At 67.9% G+C, this 26,888-nt stretch carries 25 protein-coding genes; 8 read left to right on the top strand and 17 right to left on the bottom strand.

The features are described 5' to 3' along the window. Positions 1–36: 36 nt before the first annotated feature. From ACFVTM_RS15540 to dxr, 4 genes are all read right to left on the bottom strand, one after another. Positions 37–597: a hypothetical protein gene (locus tag ACFVTM_RS15540; RefSeq protein WP_390204437.1), complete on the bottom strand. Its 561-nt coding sequence runs from the start codon at positions 595–597 to the stop codon at positions 37–39. After that, positions 594–1,340, bottom strand: coding sequence for a MarR family transcriptional regulator (locus ACFVTM_RS15535; RefSeq protein ID WP_390204435.1), 747 nt, complete (start codon positions 1,338–1,340; stop codon positions 594–596). Before ACFVTM_RS15535 ends, ACFVTM_RS15540 begins: the two co-directional genes overlap by 4 nt. A gap of 124 nt (positions 1,341–1,464) precedes the next feature. Further along, positions 1,465–2,796: a M50 family metallopeptidase gene (locus ACFVTM_RS15530; RefSeq protein ID WP_390204433.1), complete on the bottom strand. Its 1,332-nt coding sequence runs from the start codon at positions 2,794–2,796 to the stop codon at positions 1,465–1,467. A gap of 18 nt (positions 2,797–2,814) precedes the next feature. After that, entirely contained in the window at positions 2,815–3,999 is a 1,185-nt protein-coding gene (gene dxr, locus ACFVTM_RS15525) for a 1-deoxy-D-xylulose-5-phosphate reductoisomerase (protein ID WP_390204432.1), read from the bottom strand. A gap of 55 nt (positions 4,000–4,054) precedes the next feature. On the opposite strand from dxr, the gene ACFVTM_RS15520 reads away from it, so the two are divergent. Continuing rightward, positions 4,055–5,530: a lipase maturation factor family protein gene (locus ACFVTM_RS15520; protein WP_390204595.1), complete on the top strand. Its 1,476-nt coding sequence runs from the start codon at positions 4,055–4,057 to the stop codon at positions 5,528–5,530. Between the two features lie 75 nt (positions 5,531–5,605). Here the strand turns inward: ACFVTM_RS15520 and ACFVTM_RS15515 are convergent, their stop codons facing one another. The 3 genes from ACFVTM_RS15515 to ACFVTM_RS15505 are packed head-to-tail and all read right to left on the bottom strand — an operon-like array spanning position 5,606 to position 8,701. Next, entirely contained in the window at positions 5,606–7,138 is a 1,533-nt protein-coding gene (locus ACFVTM_RS15515) for a tripartite tricarboxylate transporter permease (RefSeq protein ID WP_390204430.1), read from the bottom strand. Beyond that, a complete protein-coding gene (locus ACFVTM_RS15510; protein ID WP_390204428.1) occupies positions 7,131–7,652 on the bottom strand; it encodes a tripartite tricarboxylate transporter TctB family protein in 522 nt (173 codons plus the stop codon). The genes ACFVTM_RS15515 and ACFVTM_RS15510 overlap by 8 nt, the downstream gene beginning before the upstream one ends. Before the next feature lie 2 nt (positions 7,653–7,654). Next, positions 7,655–8,701, bottom strand: a complete 1,047-nt coding sequence (locus tag ACFVTM_RS15505; RefSeq protein ID WP_390204427.1) for a Bug family tripartite tricarboxylate transporter substrate binding protein — start codon at positions 8,699–8,701, stop codon at positions 7,655–7,657. 173 nt (positions 8,702–8,874) lie between these two features. On the opposite strand from ACFVTM_RS15505, the gene ACFVTM_RS15500 reads away from it, so the two are divergent. Beyond that, entirely contained in the window at positions 8,875–10,455 is a 1,581-nt protein-coding gene (locus ACFVTM_RS15500) for an ATP-binding protein (RefSeq protein WP_390204426.1), read from the top strand. Further along, positions 10,452–11,162 (top strand): response regulator, encoded by a 711-nt coding sequence (locus tag ACFVTM_RS15495; protein ID WP_390204425.1) that lies wholly within the window; start codon positions 10,452–10,454, stop codon positions 11,160–11,162. The genes ACFVTM_RS15500 and ACFVTM_RS15495 overlap by 4 nt, the downstream gene beginning before the upstream one ends. Positions 11,163–11,322: 160 nt before the next feature. Here the strand turns inward: ACFVTM_RS15495 and ACFVTM_RS15490 are convergent, their stop codons facing one another. The 7 genes from ACFVTM_RS15490 to ACFVTM_RS15460 form a co-directional block, all read right to left on the bottom strand. Continuing rightward, a complete protein-coding gene (locus ACFVTM_RS15490; protein WP_390204424.1) occupies positions 11,323–12,165 on the bottom strand; it encodes an HpcH/HpaI aldolase/citrate lyase family protein in 843 nt (280 codons plus the stop codon). Next, positions 12,162–12,722, bottom strand: coding sequence for a MaoC family dehydratase (locus tag ACFVTM_RS15485; protein WP_390204423.1), 561 nt, complete (start codon positions 12,720–12,722; stop codon positions 12,162–12,164). Before ACFVTM_RS15485 ends, ACFVTM_RS15490 begins: the two co-directional genes overlap by 4 nt. Continuing rightward, positions 12,719–13,480, bottom strand: coding sequence for a CoA transferase subunit B (locus tag ACFVTM_RS15480; RefSeq protein ID WP_390204422.1), 762 nt, complete (start codon positions 13,478–13,480; stop codon positions 12,719–12,721). Before ACFVTM_RS15480 ends, ACFVTM_RS15485 begins: the two co-directional genes overlap by 4 nt. Positions 13,481–13,482: 2 nt before the next feature. Continuing rightward, positions 13,483–14,292: a CoA transferase subunit A gene (locus ACFVTM_RS15475; protein WP_390204420.1), complete on the bottom strand. Its 810-nt coding sequence runs from the start codon at positions 14,290–14,292 to the stop codon at positions 13,483–13,485. 19 nt (positions 14,293–14,311) lie between these two features. After that, complete coding sequence (locus ACFVTM_RS15470) at positions 14,312–15,475, bottom strand: acyl-CoA dehydrogenase family protein (RefSeq protein ID WP_390204418.1); 1,164 nt, start codon at positions 15,473–15,475, stop codon at positions 14,312–14,314. Between the two features lie 118 nt (positions 15,476–15,593). Next, on the bottom strand, positions 15,594–17,801 hold the full coding sequence (locus ACFVTM_RS15465) for a biotin carboxylase N-terminal domain-containing protein (RefSeq protein ID WP_390204416.1): 2,208 nt from the start codon (positions 17,799–17,801) through the stop codon (positions 15,594–15,596). A 7-nt stretch (positions 17,802–17,808) separates the two neighbouring features. Then, positions 17,809–19,416, bottom strand: coding sequence for a carboxyl transferase domain-containing protein (locus tag ACFVTM_RS15460; RefSeq protein ID WP_390204415.1), 1,608 nt, complete (start codon positions 19,414–19,416; stop codon positions 17,809–17,811). A 171-nt stretch (positions 19,417–19,587) separates the two neighbouring features. Here ACFVTM_RS15460 and ACFVTM_RS15455 point away from each other — a divergent pair, with 171 nt between their 5' ends. Beyond that, a complete protein-coding gene (locus tag ACFVTM_RS15455) occupies positions 19,588–20,313 on the top strand; it encodes a TetR/AcrR family transcriptional regulator (protein ID WP_390204414.1) in 726 nt (241 codons plus the stop codon). A gap of 113 nt (positions 20,314–20,426) precedes the next feature. Here ACFVTM_RS15455 and ACFVTM_RS15450 read toward each other — a convergent pair whose 3' ends face one another. The 3 genes from ACFVTM_RS15450 to pdhA are packed head-to-tail and all read right to left on the bottom strand — an operon-like array spanning position 20,427 to position 24,033. Next, positions 20,427–21,848 (bottom strand): dihydrolipoamide acetyltransferase family protein, encoded by a 1,422-nt coding sequence (locus ACFVTM_RS15450; RefSeq protein ID WP_390204412.1) that lies wholly within the window; start codon positions 21,846–21,848, stop codon positions 20,427–20,429. Further along, positions 21,845–22,855: an alpha-ketoacid dehydrogenase subunit beta gene (locus ACFVTM_RS15445; protein ID WP_390204411.1), complete on the bottom strand. Its 1,011-nt coding sequence runs from the start codon at positions 22,853–22,855 to the stop codon at positions 21,845–21,847. The genes ACFVTM_RS15450 and ACFVTM_RS15445 overlap by 4 nt, the downstream gene beginning before the upstream one ends. After that, the gene (gene pdhA, locus ACFVTM_RS15440; protein ID WP_390204409.1) at positions 22,855–24,033 is read right to left on the bottom strand and encodes a pyruvate dehydrogenase (acetyl-transferring) E1 component subunit alpha; all 1,179 of its coding nucleotides are present in this window, start codon (positions 24,031–24,033) and stop codon (positions 22,855–22,857) included. The genes ACFVTM_RS15445 and pdhA overlap by 1 nt, the downstream gene beginning before the upstream one ends. A 195-nt stretch (positions 24,034–24,228) precedes the next feature. Here pdhA and ACFVTM_RS15435 point away from each other — a divergent pair, with 195 nt between their 5' ends. The 4 genes from ACFVTM_RS15435 (at position 24,229) to ACFVTM_RS15420 (ending at position 26,880) form a co-directional block, all read left to right on the top strand. Then, positions 24,229–24,702: an Lrp/AsnC family transcriptional regulator gene (locus ACFVTM_RS15435; RefSeq protein WP_390204407.1), complete on the top strand. Its 474-nt coding sequence runs from the start codon at positions 24,229–24,231 to the stop codon at positions 24,700–24,702. 233 nt (positions 24,703–24,935) lie between these two features. Next, the gene (locus ACFVTM_RS15430; protein ID WP_390204406.1) at positions 24,936–25,658 is read left to right on the top strand and encodes a hypothetical protein; all 723 of its coding nucleotides are present in this window, start codon (positions 24,936–24,938) and stop codon (positions 25,656–25,658) included. A 133-nt stretch (positions 25,659–25,791) separates the two neighbouring features. Next, positions 25,792–26,202 carry a DUF4383 domain-containing protein gene (locus ACFVTM_RS15425; RefSeq protein ID WP_390204404.1) on the top strand — a complete coding sequence of 137 codons (411 nt, stop codon included), beginning with the start codon at positions 25,792–25,794 and terminating at the stop codon, positions 26,200–26,202. 39 nt (positions 26,203–26,241) lie between these two features. Next, on the top strand, positions 26,242–26,880 hold the full coding sequence (locus tag ACFVTM_RS15420) for a hypothetical protein (RefSeq protein WP_390204403.1): 639 nt from the start codon (positions 26,242–26,244) through the stop codon (positions 26,878–26,880). Positions 26,881–26,888 lie beyond the last annotated feature (8 nt).

Here is a 26,888-nt window from a genome sequence, read left to right as displayed (position 1 = left end):
TGCCCGGTTCCCATCCGGGGACGCCGGGGCACGCGGTCAGCCGAGGAAGAGGACCTTGGTTACCGCCGCCACGCCGGCTGCCCACAGCATGGAGGTGAGGGTTCCGATGATGAACCGCTCGGCGGCCACCGGGGTCTCCTTCAACTCGGCAAACCGGCCCAGGCCCTTGATGGCCACGACGTAGGCGATCGCGACGGGCTGGCCGGCGAGGATGGCTAGGCACACCGCGAACCGTTCCAGGATGCCGATGATGGCGCCGCCCCGCAGGATCCGGGCGCTGCTGACGGTGTCGGCAGGCTGGGCCGCGTCGGGCGCCACTGCCTCGGGCGAAACCGCGCCCGGGACAGCGTCCGGGACCGACTCCTCGGCGGCCCGGATGTCGGGGTCGGTGGTGGAGTCGGCGGCGGGGTCCTCGGCCGTGTCCGCGCCGGGAGTGCCGCCGCTTTCACCCGCCCGGTCGTCGGCCCGGTCATCAATGGTCCGGTCATCAATGGTCCGGTCATCAATGGTGCGGGCGAGGCGGAACACCCCTGCGGTGACCGGCCAGCCGGCGAAACCTGCGGTGAGCAGGGCCAGCGTGATCCAGAGGGCGTTCACGTGTCTCCTTCGGTCGTGCCGGTCATCAGGCTGTCCGCGAGGGCCAGCAACATTTCTGCCGCCGGCCTCGCCGCCCATTCTTCCTGCCAGCCGGAGCGCATGACTGCGCGGCTCACCGATTGCTCCGTGATTCCGAGTTTCTGGGCCGCAATTTTTTGGGTCCCATGGGTGCCATTGGCGCCGTGCCGCACCGAGCGCAGCACGTCCACCACCTTCCATTGCGCCGCGGTCCGGTCCTGGACCAGGCGGCCAATCAGTCGGAGCACCGCCTCGGCATTGGCCGCCGCCTGGGACCTGGCAGTGCCGTTCGCGGACGCCGCGGCACCTGCTGCGCTTGCCGCCGTACCCGCCGCCGCATTTGACGCTGCACCTGCCGGTGTACTTGCCTTGCGGGTGCGGCCGCCGGCGACCACGGCGAGCGGCACATGGGCGGCCGCGGCTTTGGCCCGGTCGACGGCGGCCCGGGCTGCCACAAAGGCGGGTCCGGAGCCTTCCCGCGGGCTGGCGGGCAGCGGCAGATCCACCTCCCCCACCCCGATCCCGATGTACCAGCGGCCGCTGCGCAGGGCGTGCAGGGCGATGTCCACCACCTCATCGGCCCGTTCCACGACGCCCTGGACCTCGTCGCCGACCGAACGTTCAAAGCGCCCGCCGGTGGAAAGGCCCGCGAGCTCCTTCAGGAGGCCGGGAACACGGTCGACGTCTCCGGTGCTGCCTCGCTGGTCGATAGTCATGACGTACATGACCCCAGCCTAGGGAGGTGATTCTGAATAATCAATCACTTTCAACTGATTACTAAAAATCAGCCGAAATAAGCTTAGATATGAAAATCAGTGGAATCCGGCTGAAACGGCCTGTGTGGAGGCGCTACCCGAAGAGGTTGACCGGCTTGACGATGTCCGCGTAGATCAGCAACGCTCCCATGCCCATCAAGAGCACCGCCACCACGTAGGTCACCGGGAGCAGCCTGGCGATGTCGAAGGCGCCCGGATCCGGGCGGCCGAACAGCTTGGCGACCTGGCGGCGGGCTCCCTCGTACAGCGCGCCCGCCACGTGGCCGCCGTCGAGCGGCAGCAGCGGAATGAGGTTGAAGACGGCCAGGGCGAAGTTGAGTCCGGCCAGCAAACCGATCAGGGCGGCGAAGCGGGACTGCAGCGGGACCTGCTCCATGGCGGCGACCTCGCCGGCCACGCGGCCCACGCCAACCACGCTGATGGGGCCGTTGGGGTCCCGGGGTTCCTCGCTGAAGGCTGCCTTGGCCACGCCGGCCACGCGGGCGGGCAGGTTGACCACAACGCCGGCGACCTGCTGGATGTTCTCCCCCGCCATCGGCAGCACGGACGACGCCGGCTGCTGCACGAGCGCCGTCTGGGCACCGATGCCCAGGAAGCCGACGTCCTGGTACTGGAGGCTTCCGTCGGCGGCCTTGGCCTGCCGGCCGTCGGCGCCGATCACCGGCCGGGAGGAGAGCACGGGCGTGACCGTGGTGCTGACCGTGGCGCCGCCGCGCTCCACCGTGATGCTGACCTGCCTGCCCGCGGAGGCGCGGATCCAGCCGGTGAGTTCGTCCCAGCTGGTGACGGCCTTGCCGTCGAAGGAGGTGACGGTGTCGTTCGGCAACAGGCCCGCGGCCGCGGCGGGCGTGAACTTGCAGTCGGCGGAGTCCGGGTCCACGGTCTCGCCGGCCTTGACCTGGCATTTGGAGACATCGGCGATGGTGGTGGTCTGGCTGGCGATCCCGAACCCCATCAAGAGCACCGCAGTCAACACGACGCCGATCAGCAGGTTCATCACGGGCCCGCCGAGCATGATGATGATCTTCTTCCAGACCGGCAGCCGGTAGAAGACCCGGTTGCCGTCGTCGGGGCCGATTTCCTCATGGGCCAGGGAGCGGGCATCGGTTGCCAGCGACTGGAACATGCCGGTGCTGGACGGGCGGACGGTGCCGTCTTCCTTGTTCGGCGGGTACATCCCGATCATGGACACGTAGCCGCCCAGCGGGATGGCCTTGAGGCCGTACTCGGTCTCGCCCCGCTTCTTGGACCAGACAGTGGGTCCGAAGCCGATCATGTACTTGGTGACGCGGACTTTGAACAGCTTGGCCGGCAACAGGTGGCCGACTTCGTGCAGGGCAATGGACACGGCGATGCCGATCGCCACGAAGACGACACCGAGGATAAAGAGGAGGACGGGGCTCATGCTGTGATCTGCTGCTTCCTAGACGCTTCTGACGGCTAAACGTTCGTGGGTGCGGGCACGTGCCCATCTTTCAGCATCCAGTACGGACTCAACCGTCAGCCCGGAGGATCCTGTGTGTTCGCTGAGCACGGCGTCGATGGTGTCCACGATGTCGGTGAAGCGGATCTGCCCCGCGTGGAAGGCCATCACGGCTTCCTCGTTGGCGGCGTTGAACACGGCCGGGAAGGTGCTGCCCTGCCGGGCGGCGGCCTTGGCGAGGGCGACGGCGGGGAAGGCCGAGTCGTCAAGCGGCTCGAACGTCCAGCTGGTGGCCTTGCTCCAGTCGCAGGCGCTCGCGGACCCCGGGACGCGGTCCGGCCAGCCGAGGCCGAGGGCAATGGGCAGGCGCATGTCCGGCGGCGAGGCCTGGGCGATCGTGGAGCCGTCGACGAACTGGACCATGGAGTGCACCACGGACTGCGGGTGCACCACGACGTCGATCTTCTCCAGCGGGATGTCGAATAGCAGGTGCGCCTCGATCACCTCCAAGCCCTTGTTGACCAGGCTGGCGGAGTTGGTGGTGACCATGAGGCCCATGTCCCACGTGGGGTGCGCGAGGGCGTCCTGGGGCGAGACGTCATGCAGCTCGTCCCGGGTCTTGCCGCGGAACGGGCCGCCCGATGCCGTCAGGATCAGCCGGTCCACTTCGGCGGCGGAGCCGGAGCGCAGGCATTGGGCGATGGCCGAATGCTCCGAATCCACGGGGACGATCTGCCCGTCGCGTGCCGCGGCCTTGACCAGGGAACCGCCGACGATCAGGGATTCCTTGTTCGCCAGGGCCAGCGTGGCACCGGATTTGAGGGCGGCCAGCGTGGGGGCCAGGCCAATGGAGCCGGTGATGCCGTTGAGGACGACGTCGGCGCTGATTTCCGCGATCCGCGTGGAGGCATCCGGGCCGGTGATGATCTCGGGATGGTAGCCCGTCACGGAAGCCGCGCGGGCGGCGTCGTCGATCATGTTCCGGAGGGCGGTGGCGTCCCCGGTGGCGACGCCGACGGCCCAGGCGCGGGTGTGCACGGCCTGCCGGGCCAGGAGTTCGAGGTTGCCGCCGCCGGCGCTGAGCGCCACGACCTCAAACCGGTGCGGGGCGCCGTCGACGACGTCAATCGCCTGTGTGCCGATGGAACCGGTGGACCCGAGGAGGACGATTTTGCGCGGCTGCATGGTTCAAGTATCCCGCACGGCGACGCCCGTGCGGTTGAGGCGTAACGTGGAAAACGTGGAGTGGACCGCGTGGTTCGACGCGCCAGAGTACGAGTTCGCCCGGCAGGTGCTGCAGCGCGGCACCGCCACCCTCTACTTCGTGGGCTTCCTCTCCTCGCTCAACCAGTTCCCCGCCCTCCTCGGCGAGCGCGGCCTGCTGCCCGTGCCGGAGTATGTCGAGGGCTTCAACCGCCTGGGCCGGCCCAGCCTGTTCCGCTGGCGCTACTCGGACCGGCTGCTGCGGATGGTCTGCTGGAGCGGCATGGGGATTGCCGCCACGCTGGTTGCCGGGCTTCCCCAGCTCGGCCCGCCGTGGGTTCCGCTGCTCGCGTTCCTGGCCCTGTGGCTGCTGTACATGTCGATCGTGAACGTGGGGCAGACGTTTTACGGCTTCGGCTGGGAGATGCTGCTGCTGGAGGCCGGGTTCACGGTGGCCTTCCTCGGCTCGGACCAGACTCCCCCGCCCCGGACCATCCTGATTCTGCTGGCCTGGCTGGTGTTCCGGCTGGAGTTCGGCGCCGGGCTGATCAAGATCCGGGGCGGCTCCGAGTGGCGGGACCTGACGGCCCTGTACTACCACCACGAGACCCAGCCGATGCCGGGGCCGCTGAGCCGGCAGGCCCATCTGCTCCCCAAGGCCTGGCACCGGTTGGAGGTCCTGGGCAACCACTTCGCCCAACTCGTGGTCCCGTTCTTCCTCTTTGCCCCGCAGCCGCTGGCAAGCGCCGCCGCCGGGATCATCATCTTCACGCAGCTGTGGCTGGTGGCCAGCGGCAATTTCGCCTGGCTGAACTGGATGGCGATCATCCTGGCCTTCGCGGCAGTCAGCGATCCCGTGGCGCACGCCGTGATTCCGGCCATCCCGCTCGACTGGCACACCACGTCCGCAGCTGGCGCCGGACCTGATGCCGGAAGCCAGGCACCGGTCCCCTGGCTCGTGGTGGTGGTGATCGCCACCGTGTTCCTGGTGGTGCTGAGCTACCGGCCCATCCAGAACCTCTTCTCCCACCATCAGTTGATGAACGCCTCGTTCAACCGCTGGCAGCTGGTGAACACCTACGGCGCGTTCGGCACCGTCACGAAGCGGCGCATCGAAATCGTGGTGGAGGGGACCCTCGACGAGGACCCAGGGGACGACGCCGACTGGCGGGAGTACGGTTTCAAGGGCAAGCCGGGAGACGTCCGGCGCCTCCCGCGCCAGTACGCCCCGTACCACCTCCGGCTGGACTGGCTGATGTGGTTCCTGCCGCTGCGGACTGTGCACGAGGAGTGGTTCTACGCGTTCCTGGCCAAACTGCTGGAGGCGGACCGGCCCATGCTGCGGCTGCTGCGCCACGACCCGTTCGACGGCGAACGGCCCCGCTGGGTGCGTGCGAGCAGCTACCTCTACCGGTTCTCCACCCGGGCCGAATTCCGTGCGACGGGCCAGCGCTGGATCCGGACTCTCGTGTATGTCGCCATCCCGCCGTCGCGCCTGCCGCGCGACGGCTGAGACCCGTTTGCCGCAAATGGCCGGAATGGGGTTGCCGTTCCGGCCATTTGCGGCAAATTAGTGAACCACCCCGGCTTAGACGGACACCTCTTCCTTCGCCGGTGCGGTCTCCAGCGTGGCCTGGCGGCGGCGCAGCCACCACGAGGCGACGAAGATCAGCGCCATGGATACATAAACCACCAGGGCGAACGGAGAGGCGAACAGGGCCGTGGGGTCGTTCTGTGAAAGTTGCAGCGAGCGCCGCAGCTGCACCTCGAACATCGGGCCCAGGATCATCGCCACCACCATGGGCGCCACGGGATAGCCGTAGCGGCGCATGAAGTAGCCCAGGATGCCCACCACCAGCAGGATGCCGACGTCGCTCGGGGAGAAGTTCACCGAGAACGCGCCCAGGGCGGCGAACACCAGGATGCCCGCGTAGAGGTAGGGACGGGGGATCTGCAGGATCTTCACCCACAGGCCCACCAGAGGGAGGTTCAGCACCAGCAGCATGAGGTTGCCGACATACAGCGAGGCGATCAGGGTCCAGACCAGAGCCCCTTGGTTTTCGAACAGGAGCGGCCCGGGCTGGATCTGGTAGCGCTGGAACGCCGTGAGCATCATGGCCGCCGTCGCCGTCGTCGGGATGCCAAGGGTCAGCAGCGGCACCAGGACCCCGGCGGCCGCGGCGTTGTTCGCCGCTTCCGGCCCGGCGACGCCTTCGATGGCACCCTTGCCGAACTGCGCCTTGTTGGCGCCCTTGGCCAGCTTTCGCTCGGCCGCGTAGGACAGGAACGTGGAGACGTCCGCCCCGCCCGCCGGGACAGTGCCGATCGGGAACCCGATGAAGGTTCCGCGCAGCCACGGCTTCCAGGACCGCTGCCAGTCCTCCTTGGACAGCCAGGCGTTCTTACCCTTGCTGACCGGGATGAGCTCCACGGGGCCGTGTCGCAGCTTGGACGCAACATACAGCGCCTCGCCGAGCGCAAAGAGGCCCACGGCCACGAGGACCATGTCGATGCCGTCCACCAGGGTGGGGTTGTCGAACGTGAAGCGCTGCTGGGCCGTGCTGTCATCGATGCCGATCAGGCCGATGAACAGACCGAGGGCAAGGGATGCCAGGCCGCGCAAGACGGAGGCCCCCAACAGCGCACCGACGGTCAGGAAGGCCACCACCATGAGGGCGACATAGTCCACCGGGCCGAGGCCGACTGCGAAGTCGGCCACGACGGGCGCCAGGAAGGTCAGCAGGACCGTGGCTATGGTGCCGGCGATGAAGGACCCGATCGCCGCCGTCGCCAGGGCCGCCGCTCCCCTGCCGGCCTTGGCCATCTTGTTTCCCTCGAGCGCCGTGACGATCGAGGACGATTCGCCCGGCGTGTTCAGCAGGATGGAGGTGGTGGAACCGCCGTACATGCCGCCGTAGTAGATTCCGGCGAACACGATCAGCGCCGCGGCAGGATCCAGGGCATAGGTGATGGGCATGAGCAAGGCCACCGTCATGGCGGGACCAATGCCGGGGAGCACGCCGACGGCGGTGCCGACGAAGACCCCGCCCAGGGCGTAGAGCAGGTAGACCGGCTGCAGCGCGGTGGTGAATCCTTCGAGCAGGAGCATGAAGCTATCCATGGAGGAACGCCACCCCCTCGAGCAGCGGACCCGGCGGCAGGGACACGCCCAGCAGCCCGCCGAAGACGTACTGCAGCACCAGCGCCAGGACAATGGAAATGATGATCGCCTTCCAGAGGGGTTTGGCGTCCAGTGACCAGGCGGCACCGCTGAAGAGCACGGCGGCAGCCACAGGCCAGCCGGCCGGCTCGATCAGGAAGATGTGCAGCACCACGAAGCCCACGAGTTTGGCGAGGGCCACCCAATCGGTCTTGGCCGTCACGTCGAGGTCTTCGCTGTCCTCGGCCTGGCCGACTTTGCCGCGGAGGACCTGCAGGACCACCCCGGCGCCGCACAGCACCAGCATGCCGCACACGATGTAAGGGAAGGCGCGCGGACCGATGCCGGTCTCCGACGGCGGGATCGGAATGGATCCCGCCGTCAGCAGCCCCGCGGCGCCCACGCTGACGAACACGAGGGCGAAGAGGATCTCGCCCGTCGGCCGTTTGGCGGGCGTTGTTGCGTGAACGGACATTGTTACTTGACCAGGCCAATCTGGGTCAGCGTGGTCTTGACCTTGGCGATGTCCTCGGTCAGGAAGGTCTTGAAGCCGTCGCCGGCCAGGAACGCGTCGTCCCAGTTGTTCTTGGTCAGGGTGGACTTCCAGGCCTCGGACTCGTGCAGCTTGGTGACGACGTCGGTCAGCTTGGCGCGCTGGGCGTCGTCGATGGAGCCCGGCGCCACGACGCCGCGCCAGTTGGTCAGTACGACGTCGATCCCCTGGTCCTTGAGCGGCTTGACCCCGGGCAGCGCCGGCGCCTCCGCTTTGCCCGAGACCGCGAGCGCCCGGACCTTGCCGGCCTTGACCTGTTCGGCGTACTCGCCCACGCCGGAGATGCCGGCCTGGACCTTGTTGCCGAGCAGCGCGGCGATGGATTCGCCGCCGCCGGAGTAGCCGATGTAGTTCAGCTTGTCCGCCTCCACGCCCTGGGACTTGAGGATCTGCCCGGCCAGGATGTGGTCCGCGCCGCCGGCCGAGCCGCCGGTGATGGCCACGCCCTTGCCGTTGGCTTTGATGTCCGCCACGAGGTCGGCGACGGACTGGTACTTTGACGACGCCGGCACCACGAGGACCAGCGGCTCCTCGGTGAGACGCGCGATCGGCGTGGTGTCCTCGAGCCGGGTCTTGGCGCCATTGGTCTCGACGGCGCCCACCATGACGTAGCCCATCACCATGAGGGTGTTGACGTCCTTCTCGGTGGCAAGCTTGGCAAGCCCGTTGGTTCCGCCGCCACCGCCGATGTTGGTGACCTGGGCGGAGGAGACCAGTTTGTTGGTCTGCAGGTCCTGCTGCATGGCGCGTCCGGTCTGGTCCCAGCCGCCGCCCGGGTTGGCGGGGACGATGATGCTGAGCTTCTTGATCGGGTCGGCGCCCGCGGCCGTGCCGGCAGCCGCGCCGGTTCCGCTTCCTGCGCAGGCGGACATGGCCAGGACGACTCCGGCGGCTCCGGCGATGAGGGCGGCGCGGCGGGTGTAGGCGGACCGGGTGACGCTGGTCCGTGTGAATGAGGGCAGGGCAGACATGGTTTCTCCTTGGGCGAATGTGATGCACATCATTGGAATCACGTCACCGACCCTAAGAGCGCGCCGGGAAGGGCAACAGCATTTGGCCTTAGAGGTAATAGTGGTCATATTGGTCACAGTCCAGACCGGGCCTTTGGTCCGCAGCGGCACCGAACGGATGCGAAGCTTGTGACATGGTTCACAGGATTCCCCTACGGTTCCAGCTGGTCGCACTGCAGCTGGGCATCGTGCTGGCTGTACTCACGGTGGTGGGGGCCGTGACCATCCGGATGCAGGAGCAACAGCTCCGGGACGCCTACAAGGGCCGGCTGATCGGCGTCGCAGAAAGTGTCGCCCAGCTGCCCTCCGTCATCAACGCGTTCGGAACGCCCTCGCCGGCCCAGACCATCCAGCCGATCGCGGAGGTCATCCGGCAGGCCTCTAATGTCACGTACGTGGTGGTGACAGACCGGCACGGAGTCCGGCAGTCGCACCCCAACCCGGCGGAAATCGGCCGGCCGGTCTCCACGGATCCCTCCGTTCCCTTGTCCGGCGAGATCTACGTCGGCACCCAAACCGGCACCCTCGGCGAGTCCTGGCGGGTCAAGGTTCCCATCTTCGACGGGACCGGCACCGTGATCGGCTCCGCCTCCGTGGGCGTGCTGGAGAGTACCCTGGCCGCGGACCTCCATGATGACATGCCGCAGCTGTTCGCCTGGCTGCTCGGGGCAGCGCTCCTGAGTTCACTGGGCGCGATGTACGTCTCGAAGCTGGTCTGGCGGCGCATCTACAAGCTTGAGCCCGAGGACATCGCGGCCTTGCTGGAAACGCGCGACGCCATGCTCCACGGCCTGGGCGAGGGGCTCGTGGCAGTGGACGCCGACGGCCGGATCGCGCTGGTCAATGACGAGGCACGCCGCCTGCTCGCACTGTCGGCGGATATCACCGGGACGCCGGCCGCAGCCAGCCTGGAACCGGCGGTCCACCGCCTGCTCTCGGCCGGGTCCGCCACGGAGGAGCTCGTGCTCTCGGGAGAGCGGATCCTGCTGGGCAAGGTCAACGCTGCCACCGTCGACGACCGCGAAGTCGGCAAGGTGCTGATCCTGCGGGACCGCACGGAACTGCACACGGTCCTGCGTGACCGCGACGGCGCCGTGGACGTGACCCAGGCCCTCCGCGCTCAGGCGCACGAGTTCGCCAATAAACTGCACGTCATTTCCGGACTGCTGGAGCTCGGAAAGCAGGACAAGGCCATTGAATACCTGGGCCGCAGCCACAACGACGCCGTCTTCGCGAACCGGCCCCTGGCGCCCGGAATCACCGACCACGGGGTCCAGGCCCTGCTGATCGCCAAGTCCACAGTCTGCGCCGAGCGCGGCATCGACATTGTGGTCAGCCCGGATTCGGTCTGTTCGGCCGATGACTCGGGCGACGTCATCACGGTCCTGGGCAACCTGATCGACAACGCGGTGGACGCCGCGGGCTTCGACAGCACTGTTGCCATCCGGCTGGGCGAGAGCGCCGACGGCGAGCGCACCATCCTGGTGGAGGACGACGGGCCCGGCGTCCCCGCTGCGGAACGCGCTAAAGTGTTCGAGCCCGGTGTGACCAGCAAGGAGGCCGTGGGGATCAACAGCCGCGGGTTTGGGCTGGCCCTGGTCCAGCGGGTTGCCCTCCGGCGCGGAGGCCGGGCCGCAGTATCCTCATCGGCATTGGGCGGAGCCTGCTTCTTAGTGGTGCTCAGGACAAAAGAGGCGGAACTACAGAAGCAATGAGCGCCATACGCACCCTCATCATCGACGATGACGTAGCAGTGGCCGGGATCCATCACGGGTTCCTGCTGGCACGCGGCGGATTCGACGTCGTGGCCATGGCCCACACTGGCCAGCAGGGCATCGATCTGGCCGCAGAGCTGGCACCGGAGCTGGTGCTGCTGGATATTCATCTGCCGGACATGTCCGGCCTGGACGTCCTGCAGCGGCTGCGCGGGCACCGGCGGCCGGTGGATGTCCTGGTCATTACGGCGTCCCGGGAACTCGATACGGTCCGCGGCGCGATGGCCGGCGGGGTGCTGCACTACCTGGTCAAGCCCTTTTCCTCGCAGGCATTGAACGAACGGCTCGACGAGTACGTTCTGCTGCGGGACGAACTCGCCTCGGGCGCTGCCGGGCCGCTGGACCAGGCCAGCATTGACCGCCTGGTGGCCCCCACCCGCCGCTCGGCGCCGGCAGAAACCCCCGCCGGGCAGGCTGCGCTGCGGTTGCCCAAGGGACTTTCCCGCCCCACCCTGGACGCGGTCATCGAGGCGCTGAAGGGCAGTCCCGAGGACGTCTCCGCGGCCGGCCTCGCGCTGCAATTGGGCCTGTCGCGCGTCAGCGCCCGTCGCTACCTTGAGTACCTCGTGGTTCACGGCCATGCCCGGCTGACGCCCCGCTACGGAGCGGCGGGCCGGCCGGAGAACCGTTACCTGTGGCGCCGCTGAACCTGGGGTTGCGCGTCTCAGGGCACCGACTCGACGCAGATGGCCGCAATAGGACCAGCCAATCCGGCCATCTGTGGCGAATCGACGATGTTCGCACGGGAGAGCTTCACCGGGCACAAGTTGGTGGGCAGCTGGAGATCCTCCGCTTAGACCCCGGTGGTCAGGAGCCGACGCGGCCTGCGCGGCGCAGCGTGGACGCGGCGTGCTTGAGAATGGGTCCGTCGATCATCTTGCCCTTGAACGCGAACACACCCGAGCCTGCTGCGGACGCGGCATCGAGCAGTTCGGCGGCCGCCGAGACGTCGGCCTCTGTGGGTGCGTAGGCTTCGCGGACCACGGCCACCTGGTCCGGGTGGATGCAGGCTTTGGAAGAGAACCCGGACGCCACAGCGTCACGGGCTTCGAGGGCCAGCCCGGCCAGATCCGGGATGTTGACGTAGACGGCGTCGATCGCGTCCTTGCCGAAGGCGCCGGCGGCCAGGAGCACGCTGGAACGGGCGTGCAGCGCGACGGCGCGGTAGCTGCCGTCCTCGGACCGGCTGGAGGTTCCGCCGAGCGAGGCCAGCAGGTCCTCGGCGCCCCACATCAGGGCCACGACGTTGGGTTCCGCGGCGATGGCGGCGGCGTTGAGGACGCCCGCGGCCGTCTCGCAGAGGGCGATCACGCTGTAGCCCTGGAGTTCTTTGAGCTGCGCGGCGCTCTCGGCCTTGGCCAGCATGATGTGTCGGTAGGGCGTGTGTTTGAGGCAGTGCAGGTCCTTCTCGAACTCGTCCGTGCCGGCGGGGTTGACCCTGATGATGGTGCGGCTCGGATCCAGTTCGGGGACGTCGCCGGTGGCGCCGAGCTGGGCGAGGATGGCGCCGCGGGCCCGCTGCTTGTCGGCGGGCGCGACGGCGTCCTCGAGGTCCACGATCACAGTATCGGCGCGCTCGGCGGCTTTCTGGTACCGCTCGGGGCGGTCGGCGGGGCAGAACAGCAGGGCAGGACCCATCAGGAAACTCATGTTTCTATTGTCCCCTTTTGTGCCGCTTCCAGCTCGGCAGCCGCGTGGGCCTCGCGTGTCCACATCAGGCAGCTGCGGGCGGCCAGTGCCACCACATCGCCGTGCTGGTTGCGTCCGGTGTGCTGCATGGTCACGATGCCCTGGCCGGGGCGGGACGCGGACAGTCTTTTCCCGGTGACCACGGTCTCCGTGTACAGGGTGTCCCCGTGGTACAGCGGCCGCGGGAAGGACACGTCCGTCAGGCCCAGCTGGGCGATGATGGTGCCCTGGGTCAGCTGCGGCACCGACTGGCCCACCACGGTGGCGAGGGTGAACATCGAGTTCATCAGCCGCTGGCCGAACGGCTGTCCGGCGCTCCAGGCCGCGTCCAGGTGCAGTGCCTGGGTGTTCATGGTCATGGTGGTGAACAGGACGTTGTCCGTCTCCGTGACGGTCCGGCCCGGCCGGTGGGCGTAGACCACGCCCTCCTCCAGCTCGTCGAAGTAGAGGCCGCGCTGTTCAATCACCCGGGGGGTGCCGGCAGCGGGGCTTGGGGAGGGCCGGTCGGCGTCGCTCATACGGTGAGTTCCTGGTCTTCCTCAAAGAGTTCGGCTCCGGTGGCGGCAACCACGTCCTCAACGGTCACGTCGGGAGCCAGTTCCCGCAGCACCAGCCGGGACTGCCCGGCCTCGGTCACGACGTCGATCACGGCGAGGTCGGTGATGATCCGGTCCACGCAGCCCTTCCCGGTCAGCGGCAGTGTGCAGGTGTCGACGATTTTCGGCTTGCCGTTGCGGTCCACGTGATCCATCATCACGATCACCTTCTTGGCACCGAACACGAGGTCCATTGCGCCGCCCATGCCCTTGACCATCTTGCCCGGGATCATCCAGTTGGCGAGGTCGCCGTTGGCGGCGACCTCCATGGCACCCAGCACGGCCACATCGACGTGCCCGCCCCGGATCATGCCGAAGGAGGCGGCGGAGTCGAAGAACGCGGCACCCTTGTTGACCGTGACCGTTTCCTTGCCGGCATTGATCAGGTCCGGATCGATCTCGTCCTCCGCCGGGTAGGGCCCCACGCCCAGGATGCCGTTTTCCGAGTGCAGCACCACCTCGACGCCGGCCGGAATGTAGTTGGGGATCAGCGTCGGCATGCCGATGCCAAGGTTGACGTACTGGCCGTTGTGCAGTTCCTGCGCCACCCGTGCGGCGAGTTCGTTGCGGGTCCAGCCCTTCGTTTCAATCCCGGCGGAGTGTTCGACGCCGGAGCGCCGGTATTCGTGGCGCACGGCCTCGGGACGGGGCGGCGCGCCCTGAGCGTTGTTCGTTTCCACGGCTATGCTCCTGCCTGCGCTGGTTCTGGTGCTCCGGTGGTGCCGGCGGCGCCGGAGGCAGCTGAAACTGCAACCGTCCGCTTCTCGATGCGTTTCTCGCCCTGCGGGGCCAGGACGACGCGCTGGACGAAGATCCCCGGAACGTGGACGTGCTCCGGGTCCAGCTCCCCGGGCTGCACGAGTTCCTCGACCTCGGCGATCGTGATCTTCCCGGCCATGGCGCACAGCGGGTTGAAATTCATGGCGGTGGCGTGGAAAACGAGGTTGCCGTGGCGGTCACCCTTCCAGGCGTGAACCAGGCCGAAGTCGGGCGTCAGCGATTCTTCCAGCACGAAGTCGGCGCCGTTGAAGCTGCGGACCTCCTTCGGGGCGGAGGCGATCGCGACGTTGCCTTCGGCGTCGTACTTCTGCGGCAGGCCGCCGTCGGACACCTGGGTTCCGACGCCGGCCGGCGTGTAGAAAGCGGGAATGCCTGCGCCGCCGGCGCGCAGCTTTTCGGCCAGCGTGCCCTGCGGGGTGAGGATCACCTCGAGCTCGCCGGCAAGGTACTGCCGCGCGAACTCCTTGTTCTCCCCGACGTAGGAGCTGATGGTGCGCCGGATCCGGCCGTCCTTGAGCAGGATCCCAAGTCCCCAGTCGTCCACGCCGCAGTTGTTGCTGACGGTTTCCAGATCCGTGGCGCCGCGCTGGTGCAGCGCCTCGATGAGGGTCACGGGGATGCCGCAGAGCCCGAACCCGCCCACGGCGAGGGAGGCGCCGTCGTGGATGTCCGCCACAGCCTCGGCCGCGCTGGCAACTACTTTGTTGATCATCAGTGATCCTTCCGGCCGGCTACAGTCCCAGTTCGCGGGCGATCAGCATCAGCTGGACTTCGGTGGTGCCTTCGCCGACTTCAAGGATCTTGGAGTCGCGGTAGTGGCGTGCCACGGTGAAGTCATTGATGAAGCCATAGCCGCCGAACACCTGGGTGGCGTCCCGCGCGTTGTCCATGGCTGCCTCGCCTGCGACCATCTTAGCGATGGCCGCCTGCGTCTTGAACGGCTTGCCGGCAAGCATCCGGGCGGCCGCGTCGTAGTACGCCAGGCGGGCCGTGTGGGCGCGTGCTTCCATCCGGGCAATCTTGAACGAGACGGCCTGGTACTTGCCGATGTTCTGCCCGAAGGCGCTGCGCTCCTTGGCGTATTTCACCGACTGGTCCACGCAGCCCTGGGCCGCCCCGACGGCCAGCGCGGCGATCGCGATCCGGCCTTCGTCCAGGATGGACAGGAAGTTGGCGTAGCCGCGGCCCCTGGTGCCGAGCAGGTTTGCTTCGGGGACGTGGACGTTGTCCAGCGTGAGCGGGTGGGTGTCCGAGGCGTTCCAGCCGACCTTGTTGTAGGCCTTTTCCGCCTTGAACCCGGGGGTGTTGGTGGGCACCAGGATGGTGGAGATTTCCTTCTTGATGCTGCCGTCCGGACGTTCCTCCTGCCCGGTGACGGCCGTGACGGTGACGAGCCTGGTGATGTCGGTGCCGGAGTTGGTGATGAACTCCTTGTTGCCGTTGATGACCCATTCACCGCCGCCCAGTTTGGCGGTGGTCTTGGTGCCGCCCGCGTCCGAGCCGGCCTCGGGCTCGGTCAGGCCGAAGCCTGCGAGCGCCTTGCCGGAAGCCAGCAGGGGCAGCCATTCCTCTTTTTGGGCGTCGTTGCCGAAGCGGTGGATCGGCATGGCGCCGAGGGAGACGCCGGCCTCGAGGGTGATGGCGACGGACTGGTCCACGCGGCCGAGCTGTTCCAGGGCAAGGGCCAGGGCGAAGTAGTCCCCGCCCATGCCGCCGAACTCTTCCGGGAACGGCAGGCCGAACAGGCCCATGTCCGCCATCTGGGAGACGATCTCGTAGGGGAAGCTGTGTTCCTCGTCGTGCTTGGCGGAGACCGGGGCCACTACTTCGTCGGCGAATTCGCGGACGGTGTTGCTGAGGTCCTGGTAGTCCTCGCTGAGCTCAAAATCTGCCATGGGGTGACTCCTTTGTCGGTGCTGCTGGTCTGTGTGTGGTGATGCTGTGTGGTGATGGTTGCTCGTTATGGTGTGTGTGCTGCTGCGGCTGAACGGCCGCCCGGTCAGAAAGCAGTCGTCAGTCGGCCGCGCCCATTGCGATGACGGCTTCCTCGATCGTGTCCTCGGCTGCGTTCTCCGCCGGCGGCGGCACGTCGACGGCGGGGTGGACAGTGGCGAGCACCTGGTCTGCCTTCACGAGGTCCCCGGACCCGACGCTGATATGGACGGTCCCCTCGAGCGGTGCCACGAGCTGGTGCTCCATCTTCATCGCTTCCACGGAGAGCAGCACCTGGCCGGCCTCCACCGTGTCGCCTTCGCTGACGGAGACGGAGACCACCGTTCCCGGCATCGGCGAGCGCACGGCCGGGTCTGCGGCACCTTCCTCGCGTTCGATCGCGGCCAGCACCCGGGCGAGCCGGGACTCGCGGGTGAGCACCTCCAGGCGGCAGGACCAACCCTCGTTGCCGAGGAGGAGCTCCTGCGGGTCACCGGAGGCCGGGCCGCTCTGGTTAGGGGCGCCCGGGCCCCCGTGCACCGACACCAGCGCGTACTCCCGGGCTTCACCATCGAGCGTCAGCTCCGCGTGGTTGGGCTTGGGGAAACGAAGTGATGCCGTGCGTTCCGGCCCGCCGTCGACGGTTATCGCCGCCGTACCGTGCCCTGCTGCGCCGGACACCGTTACCGTGGCGACGCCGCCGCCGGGGGTGCCCAGGCTGATCCGCCGCGGCGCCGGCGCACCGACGCGCCAACCGTCGCGTCGATTCCACGGGCCTCCCCCGGAGGTCTGTGCATCGTGCTCCTCCATGGCAGCGGCGAACACCGCAGCGGCAGCTACCTCGAAGTCGCCTACGCGCCGGAAAGCGAACTGCGGCATCTTGCGCTCGATCAGGCCGGTGTCGAGCCGGCCGGCGCGGACGTCGGCGTCGTTGATCAGCAGCCGCAGGTACTCAACGTTGGTATCGATGCCCAGCGCCGTGTACCCGGCGAGCGCCCGGTCGAGGGTGTCCAGGGCCTCGGTGCGGTCCCGGCCCCACGCGATGACCTTGGAGATCATCGGGTCGTAGCTGGAAGAGATCTCGAGCATCTCCAGCAGCGCCGAATCCACCCGGACTTTTCCGTCGGCGTCATCAGGTACTTCGTCCAGCAGCACCACCCGTCCCGTGGACGGCAGGAAGTTCCGTTCCGGGATTTCGGCGTAGACGCGGGCTTCCACTGAATGCCCGTTGAGCACGACGTCGTCCTGCTGGACGGTGAGCACCTCGCCGGCGGCGATCCGCACCTGCCATTCGACGAGGTCGACGCCGGTGACCATCTCGGTGACCGGGTGCTCGACCTGCAGGCGGGTGTTCATCTCCATGAAGAAGAACTCGTCCGGGGCGTTATCCGAGACGAGGAACTCCACCGTGCCCGCGCCGGAGTAATTAACGCTGCGCGCGGCGTTGCAGGCGGCCTCGCCGATCCGGGCGCGGATTTCCGCCCCGTCCGGCAGGGACTCCAGCAGCGGGGAGGGTGCCTCCTCGATGACCTTCTGGTGGCGGCGCTGCAGCGAGCACTCGCGCTCCCCCAGATGGATGACGTTGCCGTGGTTGTCGGCCAGGACCTGGACCTCGATGTGCCGGGGTGTGGGCACCAGCCGTTCCAGGAACAGGGTGTCGTCGCCGAAGGCACTCGCGGCAACCCGGCGTGCGGTTGCCAGGGTCGCTTCGAGGTCACCCGGGCGTTCCACGATATGCATGCCCTTGCCGCCGCCGCCGGCGGAGGGCTTGATCAGCAGCGGGAAGCCGACCCGCGCCGACGCCTCGATCAGCTGCTCGTCCGTCATCCCGGGTTCGGCGATGCCAGGAACCACCGGGACGTCGTAGCCGGCGACGTGGTTTTTGGAGCGGATCTTGTCGCCCATGACATTGAGGGATTCGACGCCGGGCCCAATGAAGGTGATCCCGGCTTCCGCCAGGGCGCGGGCGAAGTCGGCGTTCTCGCTGAGGAAGCCGTAGCCCGGGTGCACGGCCTCGGCCCCGGTGTCGCGGCAGGCCTTCAAAATGGCCTCGATCTTCAAGTAGCTCTCGGTGGCGGCGGCCGGGCCGATCCGCACCGCCACGTCGGCCTCGCGCACGTGCCGGGCACCGGCGTCGGCGTCGGAATAGACGGCCACCGAACGGATGCCCAGGGCGCGCAGGGTCCTGATGACCCGGCAGGCGATCTCGCCGCGGTTGGCAACCAGCACGGTGCCGAACAGGGGCTTATGGAGTGACGAGGGTGCGGTCGGCGAAGAAGTAATGGTCACAGCTGGCTCACATCCGGAACAGGCCGAAGGAGGTCTCCGGCAGCGGGGTGCGGGAGATGACGTCGAGCGCCAGTCCCAGGACGGTGCGGGTGTCCGCGGGGTCGATCACGCCGTCGTCCCAGAGGCGGGCGGTGGAGTAGTAGGGGCTGCCCTGGTCCTCGTACTGGGCCTTGATGGGGGCCTTGAAGGCTTCCTCGTCCGCCGCGGACCATTCCTCGCCGCGGGCCTCGTACTGGTCCCGCTTCACGGTGGCCAGCACGCTGGAGGCCTGGTTGCCGCCCATCACGGAGATCCGCGACGCCGGCCACATCCACAGGAAGCGCGGCGAGTAGGCCCGGCCGCACATGGAGTAGTTGCCGGCGCCGAAGGAGCCGCCGATCACGACCGTCAGCTTGGGGACCCTGGCGGTGGCGACGGCGGTGACCATCTTGGCGCCGTTCTTGGCGATGCCGCCCTGCTCGTAGTCCTTGCCGACCATGAAGCCGGAGAGGTTTTGCAGGAAGACCAGCGGGATGCCGCGCTGGTCGCACAGTTCGATGAAGTGCGCGCCCTTGAGCGAGGACTCACTGAACAGCACGCCGTTGTTGGCCACGATGCCCACGGGATGGCCGTGCAGCCTGGCGAAGCCCGTGACCAGGGTGGTGCCATAGTTCTTCTTGAACTCGTGGAACCGGCTGCCGTCCACCAGCCGGGCGATGACCTCGCGCACGTCGTACTGGGCGTTGACGTCCGTGGGAACGGCGCCGTAGAGCTCAGCCGGATCAGCTGCGGGTTCGACGGCGGTGTCCACCTCCCAGACGGGCGCGGCAGGCCGCGGCAGGGTGGCCACGATGTCCCGGACGATCTGGAGGGCATGCTCATCGTTCTCGGCCAGGTGGTCCGTGACCCCGGAGATCTTCGAGTGCACGTCACCGCCGCCAAGCTCCTCCGCCGTGACGATCTCGCCGATCGCGGCCTTCACCAGCGGCGGGCCGCCCAGGAAGATGGTGCCCTGGTTGCGGACGATCACCGTCTCGTCGCTCATCGCGGGGACATAGGCGCCGCCGGCGGTGCAGGAGCCCATGACGGAGGCGATCTGCGGGATCTTGGCCGCGGACATCTTCGCCTGGTTGAAGAAGATCCGGCCGAAATGTTCCTTGTCCGGGAAGACCTCGTCCTGTTTGGGCAGGAAGGCCCCGCCGGAGTCCACGAGGTAGATGCAGGGCAGCCGGTTCTCCAGGGCGATCTCCTGCGCCCGGAGGTGCTTTTTCACCGTCATCGGATAGTAGGTGCCGCCCTTGACGGTGGCGTCGTTGGAAATGACCAGCACCTGCCGGCCGTGCACGAGGCCGATCCCGGCGATGACGCCGGCACCGGGCGAGTCATCGTTGTACATGCCGTTGGCCGCGAGCGGCGCGATTTCCAGGAAGGGGCTGCCGTCGTCGAGCAGCCGGTCGATGCGTTCGCGCGGGAGGAGCTTGCCGCGGGCCACGTGGCGTTCGCGGGACTTTGCCGGCCCGCCCAGGGCTGCGGCGGCGAGCCGTTCCCTCAGTTCTCCGGCCAGGCCCAGCTGGGCCTCCCGGTTCGCGGCATAGGCGGCGCTTGATGCATCCACCTGGCTGGCGATTGTCTCCATTGACTGCTTCCGTTCCCTGACCTGCGTGCCGGTCCGGCAGCTTCAGCCGCCCCGGCTATTTCGGCTCGTTCCGCAAATATTTCGGTTAGTACCGCATAACTGAGATTTAGGTTAGTCTCTATTAACTGTGATGTCCAACACAGGGATCAATTGCAACGAGGGGATGCGCCGGTGACCGAGCCCAGCCAAACCGCCCAGCTGCCAGCCCAAGCAGCCTCCACCCCGGCCCCTTCTACACAGGCCACTTCTACCCCGACGGATTCTGCCCCGGCCCCTTCCACCCCGGCCCCTTCCACACAGCGCAGCCAGGCGAAGGCGAACAGGCGGCAGGCCCTGCTGTCCGCCGCCGCCGCGCTCTTCGCCCTGGAGGGCTTCAACCGCGTCTCCCTGGAGGATCTGGGAGCCGCGGCCGGCGTCAGCGGGCCGGCGGTCTACCGCCACTTCGCCGGCAAGCAGGCAGTCCTCGGCGCGCTGCTGCTCAGCGTCAGCCAGGACCTGCTCGACGGCGGCCGCAAGGTGGTGGCCGATTCCGAAGGCGCCCTGGCGGCGCTGGGCGGCCTGGTTGCCTTCCACGTCGACTTTGCCCTGAGCAATCCCGACGTCATCCGGGTCCAGGACCAGGATTTCAGCAACCTTGCAGGCGAGGACCAGGCCGAGGTCCGCACACTCCAGCGCAACTACGTTGAACTCTGGGTGGACGTGCTGGCCGGACTGCACGAGGGCACGGAGGCCGCCGAACTGCGGATGCGGGCCCATGCCACCTTCGGCCTGATCAACTCGACCCCGCACTCCGTGCGCAGCCACGGCCGCCGGGTGGGCGTCCGCCGCGCACGGCCGCTGCTGGAAAGCATGGCACTGGCCGCGCTCCTGGCACCTGCCGCGCCGCCGGAAGACTGACGCACACCCACCCGACTGACAGCTCCCGCTGCCCGGACTGAGACGACCCCGCACACAACACGGCTGCCGGCTGCCCCAAAAAGGAGCAGCCGGCAGCCATGGTGGGCCGGGGACTAGACCATCGCGAGGACCATGCCCGGATCGGCCAGCATGGCGCCGAGGTCCTGGAGGAACCGTGAGCCCTGCTCGCCGTCCACCAGGCGGTGGTCGAAGGAGAGGCTGAGCGTCATGACCTGGCGCAGCGCGACCTCGTCCTGGTACTCCCACGGCATCTTCCGGACCGCACCCAGGGCCAGGATGGCGGCCTCGCCCGGGTTCAGGATGGGCGTGCCGGCGTCAATGCCGAAGACGCCGATGTTGGTGATGGAGATGGTGCCGCCGGAGAGGGACTCAGGGCTTGTCTTCCCGGCCCGGGCCGTGTCCGTCAGTTCCGTCAGGGCGGTGGAGAGGTCCATGAGGGACATCCGGTCCGCGTCCTTGATGTTCGGGACGGTCAGCCCGCGCGGGGTCGCGGCCGCGATGCCCAGGTTCACGTAGTTGAACTGGACGATCTCCTGGTTGGCCTCGTCCCACCGGGCGTTGAGCGTCGGGTGGTTGCGCAGCGCGATCAGCACCGCCTTGGAGACGAGCGTCAGCGGCGTGAGCTTGTACCCGGCGAATGCGCGGCTGGCCTTCAGCCGTGCCAGCAGCTCCATCGTGGGCGTGACGTCAACGGTCAGGAACTCGGTGACGTGCGGCGCGGTGAAGGCGCTGGCCACCATGGCGGCCGCTGTGAACTTCCGCACGCCCTTGATCGGCGTGCGGGTCTCCCGCTCACCCCGGGCCTGGGGCGCAAGGGGCTGCGCCGGCGCGCCGGGAAGTTCCTGGACGGCCGCGGACAGGTCGCCGCCGCCGGCGAAGTTCTGGACGTCCTCGCGGGTAATGAGGCCGTGCTCGCCCGTGCCGGTCACGGCTTCGAGGTCGACGCCGAGATCCTTGGCCAGTTTGCGCACCGGCGGCGTGGACCGCGGACGCTCCCCCGGCGCAGAGGCGGCAGGCTTGGTCTCGACCGGCTCAGCCGCAAGGACCGGCGCAGCCGGCTCGGCTGCGTGGACCGGTGCCACGGATGCCGCAGGTTCGGCTGGAGCAGCCGGAGCTGCCACTGCAGCCGCGGCCGGGGCTGCGAACGTGCGGGCGCGGCGTGCCGGCCGGCCGGAGGCTTCGAGCACGGCCCCGTAGCCCACGAGGTTCGGCTCACGCTTGGCGGCCGCTGCGTCAGGCGCGGAACCTGCGGCGCCGTCGTCGCCCTCAATCTCGAAGGAGACGATCGGCTTCCCGACCTCAACCACGGTGCCGGGCTGTTCGTGCAGGGCCGCGACCACACCGGCGAACGGCGAGGGCAGCTCGACGACGGCCTTGGCCGTCTCGACCTCGGCGATGATCTGGTTGAGGGTGACGGTGTCCCCTACCGCGACCTTCCAGGCGACGATTTCCGATTCCGTCAGTCCTTCGCCGAGGTCCGGGAGCCTGAATTCCTTGATCATGGTGCCGCTCATCCTTCCAGCCCGCTGAGGGAGCTGGGGCGGCCCATGGCGCGGTCAACGCCGTCGAGAATCCTGTCGAGGCCCGGCAGGTGGTGCATTTCCAGCTTGGAGTAGGGGTACGGGACGTCAAAGCCGGTCACACGGACCGGGGCCGCTTCGAGGTGGTAGAAGCAGCGCTCGGTGACGCTCGCGGCGACTTCGGCGCCGAGGCCGCCGGACTGGCCGGCCTCGTGCGTGATGACCAGCCGGCCGGTCTTGCGGATGGAGGCCTCGAGGGTTTCGAAGTCCAGCGGAGCGAGCGAGCGGAGGTCGATGACCTCGACCGAGAGGCCTTCGTCCGCGGCCGCGAGGGCGGCGTCGCGGGCGGTCTTGACCAGCGGGCCGTAGGCCACGAGGGTGACGTCCTTGCCCTCGGTGACCACGCGGGCCTTCTCCATTGACAGGGCGCTGTTCAGGTCGGCGGACTCGTCGACCTCGCCCTTGTCGTGGTAGCGCCGCTTGGGCTCGAAATACAGCACGGGATCATCGGAGGCAATGGCCTGCTGGATCATTGTGTAGGCGTCCTGGGGGTTGGACACGCTGACCACGCGCAGCCCCGAGGTGTGGGTGAAGTAGGCCTCGGGCGACTCCGAGTGGTGCTCCGGAGAGCCGATGCCGCCGCCGAACGGGACGCGGATGGTGATGGGCATCTTGACCGCGCCCTGGGTGCGGTAGTGCATCTTGGCGACCTGGCTGACGATCTGGTCGAACGCCGGGTAGATGAATCCGTCGAACTGGATCTCCACCACCGGGCGGTAGCCGCGGTAGGCGAGGCCGACGGCGGTGCCCATGATGCCCGACTCTGCGAGCGGGGTGTCCACGACCCGGTGCTTTCCAAAGTCTTTCTGCAGGCCGTCGGTAACACGGAAGACACCGCCGAGTGCGCCGATGTCCTCCCCCATCAGGATCACCTTGGGATCGTTTTCGAGGGACTTGCGCAGGCCCGAATTGATGGCTCGGGCAAAGGTCATCTGCGTCATCAGCGTGCACCTTCTTCAGAAGTGGCTTCTGCGGGATCGCCGAAGGAAGCCAGGTAACGGGAGTAATGCTCCTGCTGGCGGTCCAGCCAGGAGTTGGGTGTGCTGTAAACGTGCTTGAAGATATCCAGCGGCTGCGGCTCGGGCATGTTGATGGTGCCGGCCCGGAGTTCCTTGGCCACGGCGTCGGCTTGCGCGGCGACGGCGGCCTCAAGGTCCGCGGTCAGCAGCCCCTTGCGGTCCAGCAGCGACTTCATCCGGCTGATCGGGTCCTTGGCGGCCCAGTCCTCGAGCTCGTTGGCATCCCGGTAACGGGTGGGGTCATCCGCCGTCGTGTGCGGGCCCATCCGGTAGGTCACGGCCTCGATAAAGGTGGGGCCGCCGCCGTGCCGGGCGCGGTCCAGGGCAATGCGGGTGGCCGCCATGACGGCGAGGACATCGTTGCCATCGACCCTCATGCTGGGGATGCCAAAGCCTGAGGCACGGTCCGCGAGCTGGATGTGGGACTGTAGCCGGACGGGCTCGGAGATGGCCCAGTGGTTGTTCTGGCAGATGAAGACCACGGGCGCCTGGAAGCTCGCGGCGAAGACCATGGCTTCGTTGACGTCGCCTTCGCTCGTGGCGCCGTCGCCGAAATAGGCCACGGCGACGCAGTCGGCGCCGTCGTTCTGGATGCCCATGGCATAACCGGTGGCGTGGAGGCTCTGTGAACCGATGATGATCTGCTGGGTGGCGACGTTGACCGTGAACGGGTCCCAACCGGCGGACGCGTTCCCCCGCCAGGCCCGGACCAGGTCCTCCGGTTTGACTCCCCGGCAGTAGGCAACACCGTTGTCACGGTAGCTGGGGAAGACAAAGTCGTCTTCGCGCAGTGCGCGGGCAGAACCGATCTGGGATGCTTCCTGGCCGAGCAGCGGCGGCCAGAGGGCCAGTTCGCCCTGCCGCTGGAGGGCCGTGGCTTCGGCATCGATCCGGCGGATGACCACCATGTCCTCATAGAGCGCGCACAGCTGCTCGTCGCTGACGTCCTGGAGCCAGGCATCGAACTCCGGATGGCTGATGCGTTCGCCCGCCGGTGTGATGAGCTGGACGAGATCCCCGCCCGTCCGCCTCGTTGAATTCTCACTGTTTCCGGGGCCCCCGGCGGAAATGCCGCCCTTGCCCGCGTCGTCGGTAAACACTGTTGTCCACACCTTCTGACGTCGTCTGACCGGTACTCGCAGGACTCGTGATCCCGCGGCGCGCCAGCCGCCCGGGCGCCGTTGCCCCGGATAATTGTGACCATACTCACAATGCTCATCAGGCACAACCACCCGTCAAGATCCTGAGCATTATGCACTGTTTGGCGCCACCAGACCGTGCTAATCTTGCGCATTATGCAACCCTTGGATGGCACCGACACCCGCCTGCTTTCGGCCATGGCGCGGGATCCGCGGCGGACCGTAGTTGCCCTCGCCCAAAAGCTCGGGCTCTCACGCAATACGGTTCAGGCCAGGATGGCCCAACTGGAGAAGAAGCACGTCTTCCTCTCCTTTGAGCGGCGCATCAATCCGGCGTCCTTGGGGTACCCGCTGATGGCTTTCATCTCCGTCCACGTCCAGCAACAGAAACTCGGCGCCCTCGCCGTGGAACTCGCCGGGATTCCGGAAATCCTTGAAGGCTACGGCCTCACCGGCTCCGCTGATCTGCTCCTGCGGGTGGTGGCGCTCGACGCCGAAGACCTGTTCCGGATCAACGGCAAGATCCTGGCCTGCGACGGCGTGGACCGGACCGATACCGCCCTGGCAATGAGCGAGCTGATCCCGTTCCGAATGCAACCCCTGCTGGAACGCGGATCCGCCGACACCTGAGCTGACTCCCAGGACCCGGAGCTTCGGTCCAGATCTGGGCTGGACACCTGGGCTCTACATCTGGCTCTACATCTGGGCTCTACATCTGGGCTCTGCACCTGTGCCCCACACCTGTGCTCAGGGCGGCCGCGGCGCTAGGCTGTGTCCGTTGGGTCCCCCTGAGTCCTTGGGGCCGCGCACGCGGCCCTGCGCAAAAGGCAGTGGCTGTCTGGACTGCCGGAAAGGCTTAAACCGTGAGCAGCCCCGAGGAACCGCACCGCCCAGTACCGCCGCAGCCCGGGCACGAGCCTGCGGCCGGCCACCCGGCGCCCGGACAGCCGCCCGTTCCTTACTACGCGGCCCCGCCCGGGCCGCCCGCCAATGGCGCCCCGCCCAACTATCCACCTCCGGCCAACGGCGCGCCACCCAACTACGGCGCGCCGCCCAACTACGGCCCGCCGCCCAACTACCAACCTCCCGCAAACGGCGCCCCGCCCAACTACGGCCCGCCGCCCCATTACGGGGGCCCGGGGCAGCCGCCCCCGAAAAAGAGCCGCAAAGCCTTGTGGATCGTGTTGGGGATCGTCGGCGGGGTCCTCTTGCTGGTGACAGTCGGCGTCGTCGTCCTCCTCAACGTGGTGGGCGGAGCCACCAACCAGGCCCGGGGTATCGCGGACGACTTCACCAAGCTGATCATCGCCGGCGATGTCAATAACGCCTATGAGAAGTACCTGGACCCGGCCCTCATGGAGAAGATTTCACGGGAGGAGTTCGCCTCCGGGGTGCAAAGCCTGGAGCTGGACGGCAGCTGCAAGCCAAACTTTTCAAGCCTCAATGTCAGCTCCAATAACGGCGCCAATTCGGCCGACGTCGCTGGATCCATTGACTGCGACACCAAGCATGTGGAGCTGGCCTACCGCTTCGAGGGCCGCGACGAGCTGAAGATGGTGAATATCCGGCTGCGGCCGCAGCGCTGACCTCGGAAAACTCTCTCCCAGCCGGCGCCCATCCACAGGCGCACATGGTCCGAATCGCCTTCAGAGAGTCCCGCCCGGGGCCCCGCTCCCTGGCCGATCATCAGGTCGGCTGCGATAGATAAGGATTCGGACCATGCGCACATCACCCAACCGTCTGATCGCCACCGTTTTCGGCGCCGTCTACCTGCTGGTTGGCCTCCTTGGCTTTGTGGTCACCTCCGGCGTGGGCTTCGCCGCGACCGAAGGCGCCAACCTGATCATCTTCGAGGTCAATCCGCTGCACAACGTCATCCACCTCGCCATCGGCGCCGCCCTGCTCTACGCCGGGTTGCAGGGTGTGGCCATGTCCAAGTCGATTAACACCGCTGTCGGAGCCGTGTATCTGCTGGTGGGCATCGTCGGGCTCTTCCTGCTCAGCTCGCCGCTGAACATCATCGCCCTCAACGGTCCAGACAACGTCCTGCACCTTGCCAGCGCCGTGCTGCTGCTGGGCGTCGGGCTGTCCATGGACAAGGCCGTTGCCCCTGCCCGCGCCCGCGTCTGAGGCAAGCGTTCTCCCCCACAACGCGAAAGGACGGGCGAGATGAGTTCGGTTCCGCTGAACGCCGGCGGCGCCACCAAAGCCGCAGCCGTCATGCTGTTCGCGGGCTTCGCCGGTTTCGGTGCCGGGGCGGTGAACCTGGCAATCGCAGCGAGCCTGCTGCTGGCGCCCGCCTCGGGCGCGGGCGCTGGCGCGGGCGCCCCGCCAGACACGGCCCTTTCCGCCGCCGCGGGAGCAGCCGCCGGAATCTGGGGGTGCGCCCTTCTTGGCTGGACCGTCCTCACACTCCGCAAGGGGCGCATGCCGTGGGCCGCCGGAACCATGGCAGTGCTCGTGGCGGCAGCCCTCGTGCACGCCGCCGCAGCTGCCGGGCCAGGGCTGAACGGGCAATCACTGAACGGGCAATCGCTGAACGGCCGATCACTGGTGATCAGCCATCTTGCCGCACTGCTGTTGACCCTGATGATCGCGGCAGCCGCGGGGTGGCTGCGCCGGCAGGGCACCGGCGCGGACACCGCCGGGCTCCGGCCCGGGCGGCTCCTGCTGTCGGCCTTTGGCTTCGCGGTCCTGGTGGCAGCAGTGGCCACGCCGGGCGTGGCCGCCTCCACGGCGGGCCAGTTCGCGGTGCCCCACGGCAGCCACGGGATCCCGGCCCCGGGCGGCCAACACCACGGCCACTAGGGCACACC

The sequence above is a fragment of the Arthrobacter sp. NPDC058130 genome, assembly GCF_042884475.1.
GTDB lineage: Bacteria > Actinomycetota > Actinomycetes > Actinomycetales > Micrococcaceae > Arthrobacter.
The sequence above is the reverse complement of the archived record's forward strand: the minus strand, read 5'-3'. Positions and strand labels throughout refer to the sequence as shown.